Annotated in this window: 14 protein-coding genes; 5 read left to right on the forward strand and 9 right to left on the reverse strand. The window is 31.3% G+C overall.

Annotated elements, in window-relative coordinates; translation table 11 throughout:
- Window positions 1-5: 5 nt before the first annotated feature.
- From OZP11_RS03765 to OZP11_RS03795, 7 genes are all read right to left on the reverse strand, one after another.
- Window positions 6-176, reverse strand: coding sequence for a hypothetical protein (locus OZP11_RS03765; protein WP_281233885.1), 171 nt, complete (start codon window positions 174-176; stop codon window positions 6-8).
- Window positions 177-408: 232 nt separating this feature from the next.
- Window positions 409-1,851, reverse strand: coding sequence for a hypothetical protein (locus tag OZP11_RS03770; protein ID WP_281233886.1), 1,443 nt, complete (start codon window positions 1,849-1,851; stop codon window positions 409-411).
- Window positions 1,852-2,118: 267 nt separating this feature from the next.
- Complete coding sequence (locus OZP11_RS03775; RefSeq protein ID WP_281233887.1) at window positions 2,119-3,294, reverse strand: hypothetical protein; 1,176 nt, start codon at window positions 3,292-3,294, stop codon at window positions 2,119-2,121.
- 373 nt (window positions 3,295-3,667) lie between these two features.
- The gene (locus tag OZP11_RS03780; protein ID WP_281233888.1) at window positions 3,668-5,113 is read right to left on the reverse strand and encodes a hypothetical protein; all 1,446 of its coding nucleotides are present in this window, start codon (window positions 5,111-5,113) and stop codon (window positions 3,668-3,670) included.
- A 527-nt stretch (window positions 5,114-5,640) separates the two neighbouring features.
- Complete coding sequence (locus OZP11_RS03785; protein WP_281233889.1) at window positions 5,641-6,153, reverse strand: hypothetical protein; 513 nt, start codon at window positions 6,151-6,153, stop codon at window positions 5,641-5,643.
- Window positions 6,154-6,184: 31 nt separating this feature from the next.
- The gene (locus OZP11_RS03790) at window positions 6,185-7,612 is read right to left on the reverse strand and encodes an amino acid permease (RefSeq protein WP_281233890.1); all 1,428 of its coding nucleotides are present in this window, start codon (window positions 7,610-7,612) and stop codon (window positions 6,185-6,187) included.
- A 156-nt stretch (window positions 7,613-7,768) separates the two neighbouring features.
- Window positions 7,769-8,467, reverse strand: a complete 699-nt coding sequence (locus OZP11_RS03795) for a DUF1826 domain-containing protein (RefSeq protein ID WP_281233891.1) — start codon at window positions 8,465-8,467, stop codon at window positions 7,769-7,771.
- Window positions 8,468-8,752: 285 nt separating this feature from the next.
- On the opposite strand from OZP11_RS03795, the gene OZP11_RS03800 reads away from it, so the two are divergent.
- The 5 genes from OZP11_RS03800 to OZP11_RS03820 all read left to right on the forward strand — a co-directional run bounded on the left by OZP11_RS03800 (window position 8,753) and on the right by OZP11_RS03820 (window position 14,301).
- Window positions 8,753-9,280 (forward strand): RBBP9/YdeN family alpha/beta hydrolase, encoded by a 528-nt coding sequence (locus OZP11_RS03800; RefSeq protein ID WP_281233892.1) that lies wholly within the window; start codon window positions 8,753-8,755, stop codon window positions 9,278-9,280.
- Between the two features lie 185 nt (window positions 9,281-9,465).
- Entirely contained in the window at window positions 9,466-10,662 is a 1,197-nt protein-coding gene (locus OZP11_RS03805) for a helix-turn-helix domain-containing protein (protein WP_281233893.1), read from the forward strand.
- An 88-nt stretch (window positions 10,663-10,750) separates the two neighbouring features.
- Window positions 10,751-11,305 (forward strand): porin family protein, encoded by a 555-nt coding sequence (locus OZP11_RS03810; protein ID WP_281233894.1) that lies wholly within the window; start codon window positions 10,751-10,753, stop codon window positions 11,303-11,305.
- Window positions 11,306-11,566: 261 nt separating this feature from the next.
- Entirely contained in the window at window positions 11,567-12,622 is a 1,056-nt protein-coding gene (locus OZP11_RS03815; protein ID WP_281233895.1) for a M14 family metallopeptidase, read from the forward strand.
- 191 nt (window positions 12,623-12,813) lie between these two features.
- Window positions 12,814-14,301 (forward strand): hypothetical protein, encoded by a 1,488-nt coding sequence (locus OZP11_RS03820; RefSeq protein ID WP_281233896.1) that lies wholly within the window; start codon window positions 12,814-12,816, stop codon window positions 14,299-14,301.
- 59 nt (window positions 14,302-14,360) lie between these two features.
- On the opposite strand, the gene OZP11_RS03825 is transcribed toward OZP11_RS03820, so the two are convergent.
- Together OZP11_RS03825 and OZP11_RS03830 are read right to left on the reverse strand one after the other, a co-directional pair.
- The gene (locus OZP11_RS03825; RefSeq protein WP_281233897.1) at window positions 14,361-14,756 is read right to left on the reverse strand and encodes a hypothetical protein; all 396 of its coding nucleotides are present in this window, start codon (window positions 14,754-14,756) and stop codon (window positions 14,361-14,363) included.
- A complete protein-coding gene (locus OZP11_RS03830; protein WP_281233898.1) occupies window positions 14,756-15,664 on the reverse strand; it encodes an SGBP N-terminal domain-containing protein in 909 nt (302 codons plus the stop codon). Before OZP11_RS03830 ends, OZP11_RS03825 begins: the two co-directional genes overlap by 1 nt.
- Between the last annotated feature and the right edge of the window lie 31 nt (window positions 15,665-15,695).

Raw genomic sequence — 15,695 nt, forward strand, 5'->3', positions numbered from 1 at the left:
AAGAATTATATATGGAGGAGTTCCATAGAATTGTCTTTTATTGTTATATCAAAAGCACGTTTTTTTTCTGTGTAGTTAACGATTGTTGAAGTGAAATTAATGTCAACGCGGTCTTCTGCCATAATTTGAAAATAATTGTTTGCCTGAGGAATATATTTAATAATTAAGTATCCCATTATGAGTCTTTTTTCTCGGTAAATATTGTGGATTAATACGCTCTTTTGTAAATAACTTTTTCTTTGTTTTTCAATCTTAGTCAGTTCACATAATTTATGTCAAGCTTTTGAATATTCATCAACCAGTTTTTTTATCTCATTATTGCTTACAAATAAATACAAATCTAAATCGCCTGGTATCGTTGCTGAGATAAATCTGCGCGATCGGGTTGTTTTAAGCTCATTTTTTACACTAAGAAAATTTTTCAAAATAACTGTTTGGTAATACAATTTTTATCAATTTTGTTATATAGGATGAAAACAATATCATAAGTAATAAAATAATAAAATACACTGTATCAGTTGTAAATAATAAATTAACATTAAAAATTAGAGCACTTAAATACCATAAATAATAATGGTAGAATATTAATGTTAAAAAAAATGTAATTGATGTAGTTATAAAACCATTCAAATTATTGATTCTAAGTTTATTATTTAATACAATCTTACCAAAAAATATTAATTGAACTACTGTAATTGTTAAAAATATTCCTTCCTTGAAGAATAGTGTTTTATCAGAAAATACAGCGAAATAATTTGAGATTGTAAGGAACAATAAACCCATAAATAAAAATGAAGAACCATTTTGTAAAGATGGCTCAATTGGTCTTATTTCTTTTTTAAACTTTAATTTTTCAAGTTTTTTATCAAGAAAAGAAGTCTTTTGAGATAAAATTAAAATAATTATTCCCGATATAAGATATAAATGCATCGCATAAGAGGTCCCATTTAAATATCTAATGACAGGACAAAAAACTAATAAAATACCTAATATCAGTAATGCAAATCGCAATGTTGAAATGGTCTTAATTCTCGCAAAAATTGAATGAAGGCTTAAAAAGACTAAAGGAAGTATGACATGAAATGTAAAATTTTTAATGAAATACATATTATTGTTTATTTCGTAAGTAGGTAATTTGAATAAGAATTTTTGTAGATTATATAGAAATAGAATCCAAAAAAATAGGATGAAAGTAAAATGATAATTTCTAATCAATGTACCTTTTTGTATTAGTAATCTAAAAACTAGCGGAGAACTAAAAGTAATAAGTAAAACAATTAAACGGAGCATGAATTCAAAAGGATTTAATGAACCAGTCCCATATCCATAATCCCAGAAAAAATAGAAATACAAAAGTATTGGAATCATTGAAAAAATGAAAATATAATTTGATTGTATTTTAGAATAAGAATTAATGCTACGAATGATAAATTGTATGATAATCTTATGAAGTAAAATTAAAACTAAAAATATTATTGAAACTGTAGAGAGGAGTTTATCCCAAAAGTTAATTTCGGGAGAAGTAAAGAAAAGAATGGTGAGTCGGAAAAGACTGAATGTTACAAAAATAACTTTTAAAATTAAGTACTGGTTTAGTTTATTTAATTCAACGACGTAATTTTTTCGATAAAAAATATAACTCAAAATATTTACATTTTTTATTAATACTATAAAGAAAAAACAACTATAAAATACAATCATCCAATCTAAAGAAAAAACAGAAAATATATTAGTTATATTATCTTTATTTATGTCAAATGCAGCTCCTATTGTATATTTAAAAAGTAAGCTATATATCAAAAAAAATCCTAGAACCCTAAAAATTAGATTGCTTAATTGTCTTAATTGCATTTTAAAATATATTTATTTAATAATTCCGATTATCCAAATATAGTTTGTTTTTAAATAAAATTATTTTTAGCAATAAAAGGATTGCTTTTTTATCTAAATAATCTTGCTCACCCCTGCTGGCGCGAGCGTCCCGCTCGTGTACACACAGAAGATCAATTCATATCAATTTCTAAAAACATTTTCAGGCCAGTATTCAATCTTTTTTCCAGAACAAAAAATACTTTACGTTCACGAGCGGGACACTCGCGCTAGCGGATTTTATATTTGTTATTTTATAATTTTTAAATTATTTGGTACAGTATTAAAGAAATAGAATTGATCTTTAAAGTTTTTTTTATTTATATAAGCATCTAATGTTCCTAAACCAATTCCTGAGTTTTGATTTTTTGGAATTATAAAAAACAATGATCTAATTGAAGAATCACTGTTCAGTGTTTCCTCTTTTTTGTATTTTTTATCACCGAAATACATTTCGGATTCTTCTTTAGAATTTTTGAAGAATATTTCTTCCGGAGTTGATAGCATACCAAAATCATAGTTGCTAATGCTGTATTGATGAACATTTGTATTGATACTATGATTATACAATTCTTTGAACGATTCGTTTTTGAACTTTGAATTAGCGTAATATTCAATAACTCTGTTTGATATAGAGGCTACTGTCAAATTGAATTCTCTTAATTCCTTAATTTCTTTACTGTTAAATCTGTCGAATTTGGTAGTGTCTTTTTTATGAAAGAAAAAGACATTATAGCAGTTAAAACCATAAGGTGGATAGCTTCCATATTTTTGAATTTCAACTTCTGAGTATTGATTTTTATAAAACCTTCCTTCAATAAATTCATACATGTTTAATGTATAGCGTTTCTCAGTGCCAGATTTGTATTCGGTGTATTTGAGGGATAATTTATCTAATAAATTTTTAATGCTTTCATTAGAAAAAAAGTCTTTATAGCTATATTTTGTAATAATCGCTATGTGAAACGGGTCTTCATTGTAGAGATATTTAAAATTTCTATTTTCTATTTCTTTACGCTGAAGAGTTTTTATGTAACTGCTTACTTTAGAATAATCTTTTTGAAAGTTTTTTAATTTAGGTTTCTCAAAACTATAAGAAACATAGTTTGGATCATAAAGCCTCAGCTTCAACTTTTCAGGTAATGCCTCTAAGTTTTGATACCCCTTTTCATTATATTTTTTGTGATAAGCCATGATTGTATTATACCCAGCAGGTATTTTATCAAAATAATAGAACTTACCTTTCTTGTTGTACAAGCCAATGATCGGAGGGATTTCAAAACCTTCAAGAGTTACTTTTGCGTCATCAATGTTTTTGCCCGTTTCAGCATCTTCAAGATAGATTTTTATTTGATGTGCCTCCTTTTGCTGAGCATAGATGAACAATGATAGGAAAGAGAAAACAAGTGTAAATAACTGTTTCATAGTAGTGGTATTGTTAAATTGATTTGAGATTATTATACCTCAAAAGGCTTTTTGGTTTAGTATAGAAGCTTATCAAAGCTAATTTAAAACAATAATCAAAATCTAATCATTTTACATTATACTCTTATTAAAATAAGTGATAAAGTTTTCTAATGAATATTATAAAATAGTAAACGAGCACCAATAGTAAAACCTGTTAGCGCAGATTTGAAATCTGTGCCCGTAAAGTTGAGTAACCGGAACAGTTAAGCGTTTTAATAAAACAACATCTAAATCATTTTCTAAGTCTGAATAATTCCTTGCCGAACTAAAATGATAATCTTCCGCAGAACTAACCAAATCTGCGCGATAGGGCTTGTTTTAAGCTCATGTTTTACACTAAGAAATTTTTTTTAAAATAACTGTTTGGTAATACAATTTTAAGCAATTTTGTTACATAAGAAGAAAATAGTATAGTAAGTAGTAAAATTATATAATATAGTAGATCAACAGTAAACAATGAAGTACTATTAAAAAAATGATTACCTAAGTACCATAAGTAATTATTGCAGAATATTAATATTAGAAAGAATGTAACTATTGTGGTTATAAAATCATCCGAATTATCAAGTCGAAGTTTCTTTTTCCGTACTATAATTGCAATAATTACTAATTGGAGTATAGTAATAATTAAAAATATTATTTCCCTCAAAGTTGGTTTATAGTCAAAAGCTATAACAAAGTCCTTTGAAATTGTAAGAACTATTAAAGTAATAAAAAAAAATGAAGAACTATTTTCTAAAGTGGGGTCTACAATTTTTCTCTTATTTTCAAACTTTAATTTTTCAAGTCTTCTATCAAAAAAAACAGTCTTTTGGGATAAAAATAGGGAAAAAACTCCCGATATTAGATATGACAGTGCATAAGAAGTTGCATTTAAATATCTAAAAACAGCACAGAAAACTAATAAAACTCCACACATAAAGAATGTAAATTGCAATGTTGAAATAGTTTTGAGTTTCGTAAAGAACGAATGAAGATTTAGCAAGAATAAAGGCATTAAAACATGAAATGTCAAATCTTTAATGAGATAGATATTATCTCTTTCATAATTAGGGAATTTCAATAAAAAGGCCTGCAAATTATATAGAAATAAAGTCCAGAAAAATAAAATGAATGTAAAATGATAACTTGTAATCAAAGTATCTTTTTGCACGAATAATCTAAAAAATAAAGGAGAGCTTAAAGTAATGAGTAAAATGATCAGACGAAAAATGAATTCAGAAAGATTTAATGAACTGTTACCAAACCCATAATCCCAGAAAAAATAAAAAAATACAAGAATTGGTATCATCGAAAAAATAAAAATATAATTTGATTGTATTTTAGAATAAGAATTAATTCTACTAATTATGAATTTAATAATACTCTTATGAAATAAGAGTAAAAGAAAAAATATTATTGAAGGTATAGAGACAAGTTTACCACCAAAGCTATTTTCGGGAAAAGTAAAGAAAAGAATAGCTAATCGAAAAATACTAAATGCTACAAAAATAACTTTTAAAATCCGGTACTGATTTAAGTCATTCAGTTCAATAACATAATTTTTTCGATAAAAAAGAGAAGTCAAAATACTTGAGTTTTTTATTAAAACTATAAAACATAATATATTTATAAAAATGATATTCATGTTAATCGAAAATCGATGTGGAAATTCCTGATGAACAGATAATTTGTTAATATCAAATACAGCTCCTATTGTATACTTAAAAAGCAAACTATATATTAGAAAAGCTCCTAAAAGTTTAAAAATTAAATTACTAAATTTTCTTATTTCCACTTTAAAATTATTTGTCAGAATTATATATTTTACAAATACAATATTTTACAAGAAAAAACACCATAATAATACGAGCGTCTCGCTCGTGAAGGTACAGTTATATTTTTACATTAATTATCAAAATATCGTAGTTTGGGCCACTAACTATAAAAGCACCTCCAACTTCAGAATCGAACTCTTCATTTAAAGGAAAAAAACATCTATCACCTAAAACCTGTCAAAAAATCAATATTGCCATTTGGCAACATTCTAAATTTATGAATAATACCCGATAGCGCGGATTTGTAATCCGTGCCCGCAAAGTATATCTTAACAGATTAAAAAAGAAAATGCCTTTTTTTATTTACGTTTCCTAAAATATTTAGGGACATAAAATAATAGAAAAATTACCAGAATAATAAATACAATTTCCATTTTTGAGTTTAATTAGATTTCAATTATAAAATTAAATTATTAAAACAGTTTCATGATATCCAATTTCGCGGATTTGCAATCCGTACCAGCAAAGTATATCTTAACAGACTAAATTAACAATAATAAACAACAGCATCTTTGAATTGCGTAAAAGCGTCTTCTTCTTCTCGTCTGCGCGATTTGCTAAAAAGAGTCCATGTAGAGCAGTTAATAATACATGCTTTCATAAATCCGAAAGATATAATTACCGTAGAAGCAGCACTATTAGATCCAGATTCATACTTGTCTTTTGTAAAAGTATACGATTTTACTTCGCTCCAATATTTTTTTTCGTTCTGTTTATTATTTATAATAAATCCTTCATGATCAACATGTATGCTAATTCTGCGTAGATTCAGCATAAAAAATACTTTTACAGCAAGCGCGACAAAAAAGATAAGGCAAATAATAACTGCAGTTATATAAAGCCAAACCGGCAGATAGGATTGCATCATTGGTTCCAGATAAAAAGAAAGCTTTGCAAATCCTAAAATAAAAAAGAAAATTACTGGAACGCTATACAACAAGTTCATGTAACGAAAAGAACTAAAATGTAACGTTTTTGGAACTTGTAAACTATGCTGCATTTATTTTCGTTTAAAATATTCTGATTGAAACTTAATTGTTTTTCGCTTTAAAAACCTTATAAAACACAAAAAGAATCCCCAGCCAAACCGGAATTAACTCTACCGATATCTCCATATTCGTCATCCACATGATGGCTAAAATACCCAATAAAAAGGCAAAACAGATATAATTACTTACGGGATAAAATATCGATGCAAACTTGGTTTTGGTGTTTTCTTTGTCTTTCGCTTGTCTGAATTTTAAATGCGTATACGAAATCATAACCCAGTTAATAACCAGGCAAGAAACGACCAAAGACATTAAAATACTAAAAGCTTCTTTGGGAATTACTTTGTTTATTAAAATACAAATCGCAGCAAAACAGGAAGAAACTAAAATGGCATTAACGGGTACCGAATGTTTGTTGAGCTTCTTTAAAAACTTTGGCGCACTCTCCTGATCTGCCAATCCAAATAACATACGCGAGTTACTGTAAACACTGCTGTTATAAACTGATAAAGCGGCAGTTAATACAATTAAATTAAGCACATTGGCGATAAGTTTTGTAAAAAAGATTTTCTGTCCGAACAACTCAAATTCCATTCCGTTTAAGTTTTGAAAAACCATTACAAACGGACTGCTGTCTGTTGTAATTTGTCTCCATGGCGACAAAGCAAATAGAATAACCAACGCGCCAACATAAAATATAAGGATTCTATAAATAACCTGATTGGTTGCTTTCGGGATGTTTTTTTCGGGATTTTCAGCTTCGGCGGCGGTAATTCCAATGAGTTCTAATCCGCCAAAGGAGAACATAATCAAAGCCATTGCAGACAATAAACCCTGGAAATCCCCAGTTGAAGTTTTCTCAAAAATACCTTTTGGGAAAAAACCTCCGTCGTTATATAAATTATGAATCGAAGCGTGTTCTCCTCCTGTTCCGCTCAATAACAAATAAGTACCAAAAAGAATCATGGCAATAATGGCTGCGACTTTTATAATAGAAAACCAAAATTCGGTTTCTCCGTAGACTTTTACCGAGGCAAAATTCAAAGCATTAATAACCAGAAAGAAAAACAAACTGGATGCCCAAAGCGGAATTTCGGGCCACCAAAACTGCACGTAAACCCCAATGGCTGTAAGTTCTGCCATACTTACGAGGATATACAAAATCCAATAATTCCAACCGGATGCAAAACCGGCAAACGAACCGCAATATTTATAAGCAAAATAGCTGAAACTTCCTGAAACGGGTTCTTCGACAACCATTTCGCCAAGCTGCCTCATGATAAAAAAAGCAATAATTCCGGCAATAGCATAGCCTAAAATAACAGAGGGACCTGCCAGTACGGCCGCCGGACCAATGCCAAGGAAAAGACCTGTTCCTATAGAACCGCCTAAGGCTATTAACTGAATGTGTCGGTTAGTCAGCCCGCGTTTAAGCTGATTCTCTTGTGGAATATCCTGATTTTTTTTCACAGATTAGGTTTTAAATGTTTTTGGAAATGTATAAAAAGCGAAGATAAGTTAAAAAAGCAATCGTACAAAAGATCATTTTGTTACATATTTTGGAATCAAACGCAAACATCTTCTTTTCGATCTTAAATTTAAAAGAGTATTGGCAGGATTCTTTAATCAGCAAATCAGGAGCAATCTATATTCTCCTTCATTTTCTACTGGTGCTCTATGGATACACGGTAATACTTTTTGTTGAGGATGATCGACCGCCAGACGCCAAAGATGCATTTGTCCTAAATTAATGGGTTCTGCATCTTCATTAAGCTGATAATGCAAGTCAAAGTAATTCTCCTTCAGAAAATCTTCGAATTCTTCCTCTGTTCCATCATGCAGCTCTTTTAGTTTTGCCCGGATTTCGGGAATCAGGATTTTCTGCTCTGCTTGCGAATTCGGGATAATATCACTAGCCGCTCCGTGATAGGTGCATAAAAAAGTATCTGATGGAACAGGAGAACGATCAACATGCCACGAATATACATCGGCAGCTATGAAATCAAATTCATCATCGCGCTCATAACACTTTAGTAAATTAAGAGAAGGCGACGCGCCAAAATCTGTCAATAATTGTAGATCATTCAGGATTATTTCCCTTGCTGTATTTCCTTTTTCTGATAATTGGAGAGCGATTAAATCTTCGGCAGAAACTTCGGTTATATTTTCCTTCAAACGTAATTTGGTTACAATCTCATTAAAATCACCATCCAGATTTCGATACCAGCACAACGCATTTATTCCGCCTTTGAAGTCGGTATTTACAAGTTCAGAAAAACCGGCTACTGTACCAATTTGACCACCGTCAGAAAATGTATTGCTCATGATAACATTAAAAGTTCACTGCAAAAATAGGTAATAGTTATCAATTCTTTTTGATAAGTTCCGGTGTAGTTATCCGGATAATTGGTAGTGATTTAAAGCTTAAATTCCGTTTACTAAAGTTTTTCAGCTTACCGATCATAACTTTTTTAATAATGGTTATAATTTGCTATTGCTGCCATGAAATCCATTCTTTACTTTTACAGAAATTAATACTAAATCAGTAAAGATTCAACAACAACAACAACAACAACAACAACAACAACAACAACAACAACAACAACACAAATGACTAATTACTTAATCGTACCTGGCCTGGGGAACTCAGGAGAGGATCACTGGCAGACTTATTTTGAAAAATCAGGAAGCAATTTCTACAGAATCGAACAGCAGGAATGGGAAAAACCAGCCTGTAAAGACTGGATCGAAACGATCGACAAAAAAGTTTCTGAATTTGATCCTTCTACTGTAGTGCTGGTTGGACACAGTTTAGGATGTTCGACTATTGCGCACTGGGCCGCTGCATACAAAAAACAAATTAAGGGTGCTCTTCTTGTAGCTCCAAGTGATCTCGAAGCACCGCAGTATACATTTCCTGCAACGGGTTTTGCTCCGATTCCTCTTGACAAAATCAACTTTCCGACTATAGTAGTCGCGAGTGCAGATGATGTTTGGGTTTCGCTGGAAAGAGCCGGATTTTTTGCAGATCACTGGGGAAGTAAATTTATAAACATTGGAAATGCCGGGCACATTAACGCCGCATCCGGACATACCAACTGGGATGAAGGTCTTGAAATATTAAAAACGATTGGCTAAACAAAAGACTGAAAATCAATCAAAAAGAGCCTCTCAAATAATAGCAGCAGTACTAAAAAAACTCCATTTACAGTGGAGTTTTTTTTATGAATATCTGATTCTTTTAGTTAATCATTTCTTAATCTGTTAAGAAAATTCAAGGGTATTAACATAAATTCGTCCTGTCCATTCGTATGAAATAAACTATGATTTTATACGATGACATTCCAAAACAAAATCTTAAAAACAACCTTAATAGTAAAGAATTGATTTATACAACACTTTTAAATATTGCGGTTTTTCAGGGAATAGTCTTAGGCTTAATTATTTTAAAGTCTGCCATATTCAACAGTAAGTCCAACAAATATCTGGCATTCTTACTTTTTACACTTTCTATTATTTTACTGAATCATGTTTTTGAGGTTGAAGATGCCTTTACCCCCTATCCTTTTCTGCGCTTTATTGATCATATCGAATGGGTATTTCTACTGCCTGCCTGTATGTTTATGTTTATAATAAACCGGATTGATGATACTGTAAAAAGCAGGCAAAAATCGTATTTGTGTTTTATTCCGTTTGCTTATTCCGCAAGTATTCATATTGCATTTGATCTTGATCGTGTTGCAGGAATTTATACCATTCCTGAGTCATACAGCGGTCTGATAAATATACTTGGCTTGATTCATCTTATTTTAGCCGTCACATTTATTCCTTTTCTGCTGTGTTACTCTTATTTCATGATCAAACATTTAAAAGATCCCGAAGAGAAAAAATGGATTGTAACATTGCTGACTATTGTTACTTCTTCGATATTCTCTTTTCTTATTATCGCTCTGGCGGGGCTCTTTCTTCAGTACGATACTACTTTTACTATGAGTACTTTGGCTTTAGCGGCAACATTTATAATTCACTGGACATCTTACATAGGAATTTACAAATACAAACTGGCCAAGAACAAAGAGGCTGTCTATAATTTTCTAAACAACGATTTAACCATTTCGGCTGCCAATCTGCAAATTGCAGAAGATTGCAGACAAGACGAATACAAAGAATCTATAACGGCAGATAATCTTTATTTCCAGAAACTGGAAGCGCTCTGCAAAAACGAGCACATTTATACAGACAGTACTTTAAGCCGGGAAAAAGCAGCCGAAAAATTAGGTATCAGTGCGGGTTATGTTTCACAAATCGTCAATACGATAACAGGAGACAACTTTGCCAATTACATAAATAACTATCGGGTTGAAGCAGTAAAGGAAATGATTTCAAATGCCGAATACGAAAACTACAATCTTTTGGCAATGGGATTAGAATCCGGCTTTACTTCCAAAACAACTTTTTACAAAGCCTTTAAAAAAGTGACCGGCCAGACGCCAAACGAGTATAAAAATACCTGCAAATAAGTACCATTTTGTACAATTTTAAGCTTTTGAAACCTTCTCTAATTTTTCTTGTGTGATTTTTGCATCCAAATAATTCAAATCACATTTTATGAAAAAAATTTTATTGCTAGCTGTTTTTACAGTTTTTGGGTTTGCGAATGTTAAAGCACAGGAAATTAAATTTGGTGTTAAAGGAGGTTTAAACTTTTCAACTATCACCGGAGATGATACCGAAGGTATCAATTATGTAACATCCTATAATATTGGTGTTGTATCTGAAATTCCATTATCAGAAAAATTCTCTTTCCAGCCTGAGGCATTATATTCTCGTCAGGGATATACTTTCGACGATGATATTGTTGCACTAAATTATGTAAACGTTCCTTTAATGGGAAAATACTATGTTACGAAAGGATTTAGTGTTGAAGCAGGACCGCAGATTGGTTTTTTAGTTTCTGCCAAAAATGATAAAACAGATGTAAAAGATTCCTTTAATACGTTTGATTTTGGTGTTAATTTCGGTCTTGGTTACAAATTTGAAAACGGACTTAATTTTAGTGCCAGATACAATCTGGGATTAACTGATATTAATAATATCGAGGATTATTCCGGAAAAAATAAAAACGGCATATTTCAGGTATCCGTTGGTTATTTCTTTTTCTAAAACATAATCACAAACCTTATTATAAACTAAAAATCCTTATTCAAAAAGAGTAAGGATTTTTTAGATCTATACTTCCCTATTTTTAGTATAAAACAAAAACAGCCTCGGCATTTTCTCCTTGTTTTCCTTTGTTTTTTTAGGATATTCAAAACATAAATCGGTATATTTGCAGTATTATCGCAATTTAGTTGCGTTAGTGCTGCATTTCGATATAGTATTATTCCGTATTCGTGCAGTTTTAATCCAAACAAATTATACAGAATGCTAAAAAAATTCCGTCCATACCTTTTCATGCTGCTATTTTCCTGCACCACAATCGCACAATCATCTTATTATTTTGAAAATAAAGAAATAAAACCGGGTACAAAAGAACATTTTCTTATTCCTGTTTCTACAGAAAATAATGCGACCTTAATTCCTATAACCGTATTTAACGGAATTAAAAATGGAAAAACCTTAGGAATTACAGCCGGTGTTCACGGTTATGAGCTTTCCCCAATTATGGCTGCACAAAAATTAATCACTTCTATTGATCCTGCAAAACTAAGCGGGGTCGTTATCCTGGTTCAAATAGCAAACCTTGAAAGTTTTCTTGGAAGATCGCCTTATGTGAGTCCGGTTGATGGAAAAAATTTGGGAAGAACTTTTCCGGGAAGTAAAGACGGAACCAACACAGAAAAAATTGCAGACTATATAACTCAAAACATCATTGCAAAAGCAGATTATTTTCTTGATATGCATTCAGGTGATGCGCCCGAAGATCTTATACAGTACGGAGCCTATTACAGTAATGCTGCTATGCCCGAAATTTCTAAGACAGGCCGGGAAATGGCGATAGCTTTAGGATTTGACCGCGTTGTTGTTTTTAATACCGACGGAAAAAAATATATGCACAAAAATGAACTGAGCCTTTATTGCACTGCCGAAGCCTTTAAACGAGGAATTCCTTCTATTGATATTGAATGCGGACGTTTAGGGATTATGGAAGAATCTGCAGTCAAAAAAAATGAACAGAGTGTTATTCGCCTTTTGGAACATTTGAATTTTTTATCTCTAAAATCACAAAAAAATAAAACAAAAGAACCTTTGATTATTTCTGACAGGATCTACACCGAATCTAAATTTGACGGCATATTTTATCCGGAGAAAAAAGCCGGAGAATATGTTAAAAAAGGAATGAAACTGGGCTGCGTTACCAATTATTTTGGAGAAGTTTTACAAACTGTGTATGCAGAAGATGATGGACTTTTAATGCTGATTATTTCAACGCCTGCCATTAATAAAGGCGAATCTTTAACCGTGATTGGCAAAATTTAAATACCTACAATTAGTATACAAATCAAGCAAAAAGCCTAAGAATAATTTCTTAGGCTTTTTGCATCCCGGTACACTTTATAAGATGATTTTTTATTTCTAATCCCAACCTTTTTTATATAATTGTACTCTGTATATAAAAAGCTCATTGTAATTTCTTTAATCATTTTCTGAATCCAAACTTTATCCAAAACATGAAAAACCACTCGCTGTTTCTCTGCTTTTTTATTTTTTCTGCTCAAATGGGTTTTGGACAAAAAGTCTTTAAAATAACCGATGGCGAATTACAGTTCGTTCATCCAAAAGAAGGGGTTTACATCAAAAAAAATAATGTTTTTTATCTGGTGCGGCTTGAGCATGCCGATAATTACAAAATGCTGTCTGAGGGATTAAAATATGAATTGTCTGCCCGAAATACCGATGAAATAGAAAAGAGGAAAAAAGATTCATCGACGGTTTCTGCTTCAGATATAATCAAATATGATTTTAAAAAACTGGATGTTTTAAAATTCACCACAAAAAATGACATCACTTACAATGATAATTATCGATTGTATAAGTTTAACCCAAATTTCTTTGTAGTCAGTATATTAGAAGATTCTATTCAGCGTCCGAGAAACGAATATCTTTTTCATTATGTTGTTCTGGATTTCGGAAACAATAAGAAAATCATTTACCATCCAGAAGGCTTTATTGTTCCGACAAAGCAAAAAGTACAGTTTTTATTCCGAAAGGAAGAAATCAACGATTCTTTTAAAAGTTATGATATCGCTGCAAATCCGGAACTGAAAGCAAGTGACATTCATTTGGTAAATGGAGGCAGCTTAATTCTTAATCACGATTTTTACAAAATTGACACCTTACAGAATAAAAAAGTAAGGATTAAAAATATTTATAATCAAACTCTTATTGATAAAAAATTCGACTCTATTGCTTTTAATGCTTTTTTTATTGCCGGATATAAAAACAATAAAATTGAACTCTATAACTATACCTTCCGCAATTTGAAATTAGACAGCATAAAAAGTTTCAGTTTTCAATCGTTTTACCCCAGTATACAGGTTATTGACCACAATAATTTAAGGAACATAAATCTTGCCGGAACCAATTATACTTCTTCTGATCTAAATTACTACATGAGTTTTAATCATTTTTTTCCAAATCAGGAATGCAGATTCAACATTACTAAAAAAGATGATTATTTTTATTTTGAAACCGATTGTATAAATTCAATTATCAGAAATTATTCGGGTTACGAGAGCCGTTTTAAAATCAAAAACTCGAATGAATTTGAAACCATTCAGTTTTTAGATCAGCCTTCTTCTTTTATTTTATATTCTGAAATGATGGGATATACCCATAAAGATCCTTTTATTATTTATACGAAACTTAAAAACGGAAAATTCAATCTCAACTCACTTGAATATTTGCTTACAGAAAAACCGGCAAAGGAAATTGAAGATTTTAATACTGTTTTACCCAAAAATCTGGACTCTGTTTATGATGAATGGCAGCAGATATACCGCATAGAAAAAAATGGTTTGTTTACCTTCTATCCTATTATCAAAGATATTAAATATAAAAAACTGGAAGAATTTCAAGGGAACTATGCCCGCTTTGAATTACCAAACGGACAAAAAGGCTGGCTTTCTTTACAAGGAAAAGAATATTTGGACAACTAATTTAAACAAAGAGCTGTCAATAATTTGACAGCTCTTTTCTATGTACGAACTTTATTCGTTTATTCTACCAGTTCAAAATCTCCCTGGTCAATATAAGTAAGGACAGCTTTATGATTGCTTCCTACTATTTGTGCGGCATTTACACCATTGCTCAAAGTAACCGGATTAACCTGCGAAAGAGCAGTTGTAAAAGTCATTGAATATACAACTCCGTTTACCGTGTAATCTACTCTAAAAGGTCTGTTAACATCTGCATGACTGGTTTCGATCTTAATTCCGTATTTTACATTGGGGCTGATACATTCATTTTCGGCTATTTTTGAACCGTCAGCATGTACAAAAGAAATACTCTGCGCACTAATCGCTATTTCCTCCGGCTCCCGTTCTTTATCATCTGAACAACTAAAAAACACAAACGCTGCTGCTGCTAAAATATAATATTGTTTAATTTTCATTACTGTTGTTTTAGATTTATTACTATTTCTTTATCAATACCGCCAACACTTACAGTATATTTTCCGGCTTCCAGATTATTAAATATGGTCTGCCCATTCAGAATGTTTTGAGTACTTATTACCGTACCGTCTTTTACTAAATCAGCTTGGGTATTATTTTCCTCATATAAAACTTTAATAACGCCGCCGGCATAACATACGGCGTCTTTTTTATAAAACTGTGCACTGCCTAATTTTACCGTAATTGTCCATTGTTTTACTACTGACTGATCTTCTGAAAGTACCTGAACCTGCACCGGATTTGTAAAATCGATAGTATTTGATCCTGAAATTTTATTGGCTGCTCCTATAAACAATTTTGCTCCCGGGCTTAATTCAAACAAAGCATTCAATGCTGAAAGATTGGTTTCTTTTCCGGCGTAAAGCGTTATTTGTGAACCTTGAATCGTTTTAGCAGTTTTTAAATCCTTAAAACTAAAGTCTGTTATTTCGGATTCGCTTCTCAAAGCGGGGCTTGCAAAACTGTATGACTGGAACAAATCGCCATAATGCTTGTTGTTTTCAAATACCTTTGTCTTTTCTACGTTTTTAACCGTATTGTTTTCCGCATCATAGATTTTGAAATTAACGATTTCATTATCTGTATTAGAAAAAACAGTCAGATAAACAACATACTTTTTTTCATTTGATACATAAATCGGGCTGGCTGTGCCTCGGCATTCTCCGTTAACAAAAGCGGCCAGTTTATCGCTGGTGCTTGTTAAGTCTTTTCCATCTACATTCAGGAAACCTTCGAATGACATCGTGTACTGAAATTTATTTTCATTTACTGACCAGTCCGGCGATTGGCCAAAAACAGTACTGCTTACAATAAAAAGCAATAATGCTGTATAGATATAATTTCTCATTTTTAATTGATTATAAACTCCTAAAACAAAC

The organism is Flavobacterium gelatinilyticum (assembly GCF_027111295.1).
Classification (GTDB): Bacteria; Bacteroidota; Bacteroidia; order Flavobacteriales; family Flavobacteriaceae; genus Flavobacterium; species Flavobacterium gelatinilyticum.

Excerpts from the sequence above, each read along its gene's own strand:
- OZP11_RS03765 (WP_281233885.1), bottom strand. The coding sequence starts at position 176 with ATGGGATACTTAATTATTAAATATATTCCTCAGGCAAACAATTATTTT.
- OZP11_RS03770 (WP_281233886.1), bottom strand. The coding sequence starts at position 1,851 with ATGCAATTAAGACAATTAAGCAATCTAATTTTTAGGGTTCTAGGATTT.
- OZP11_RS03775 (WP_281233887.1), bottom strand. The coding sequence starts at position 3,294 with ATGAAACAGTTATTTACACTTGTTTTCTCTTTCCTATCATTGTTCATC.
- OZP11_RS03785 (WP_281233889.1), bottom strand. The coding sequence starts at position 6,153 with ATGCAGCATAGTTTACAAGTTCCAAAAACGTTACATTTTAGTTCTTTT.
- OZP11_RS03795 (WP_281233891.1), bottom strand. The coding sequence starts at position 8,467 with ATGAGCAATACATTTTCTGACGGTGGTCAAATTGGTACAGTAGCCGGT.
- OZP11_RS03800 (WP_281233892.1), top strand. The coding sequence starts at position 8,753 with ATGACTAATTACTTAATCGTACCTGGCCTGGGGAACTCAGGAGAGGAT.
- OZP11_RS03805 (WP_281233893.1), top strand. The coding sequence starts at position 9,466 with ATGATTTTATACGATGACATTCCAAAACAAAATCTTAAAAACAACCTT.
- OZP11_RS03810 (WP_281233894.1), top strand. The coding sequence starts at position 10,751 with ATGAAAAAAATTTTATTGCTAGCTGTTTTTACAGTTTTTGGGTTTGCG.
- OZP11_RS03815 (WP_281233895.1), top strand. The coding sequence starts at position 11,567 with ATGCTAAAAAAATTCCGTCCATACCTTTTCATGCTGCTATTTTCCTGC.
- OZP11_RS03820 (WP_281233896.1), top strand. The coding sequence starts at position 12,814 with ATGAAAAACCACTCGCTGTTTCTCTGCTTTTTTATTTTTTCTGCTCAA.
- OZP11_RS03825 (WP_281233897.1), bottom strand. The coding sequence starts at position 14,756 with ATGAAAATTAAACAATATTATATTTTAGCAGCAGCAGCGTTTGTGTTT.
- OZP11_RS03830 (WP_281233898.1), bottom strand. The coding sequence starts at position 15,664 with ATGAGAAATTATATCTATACAGCATTATTGCTTTTTATTGTAAGCAGT.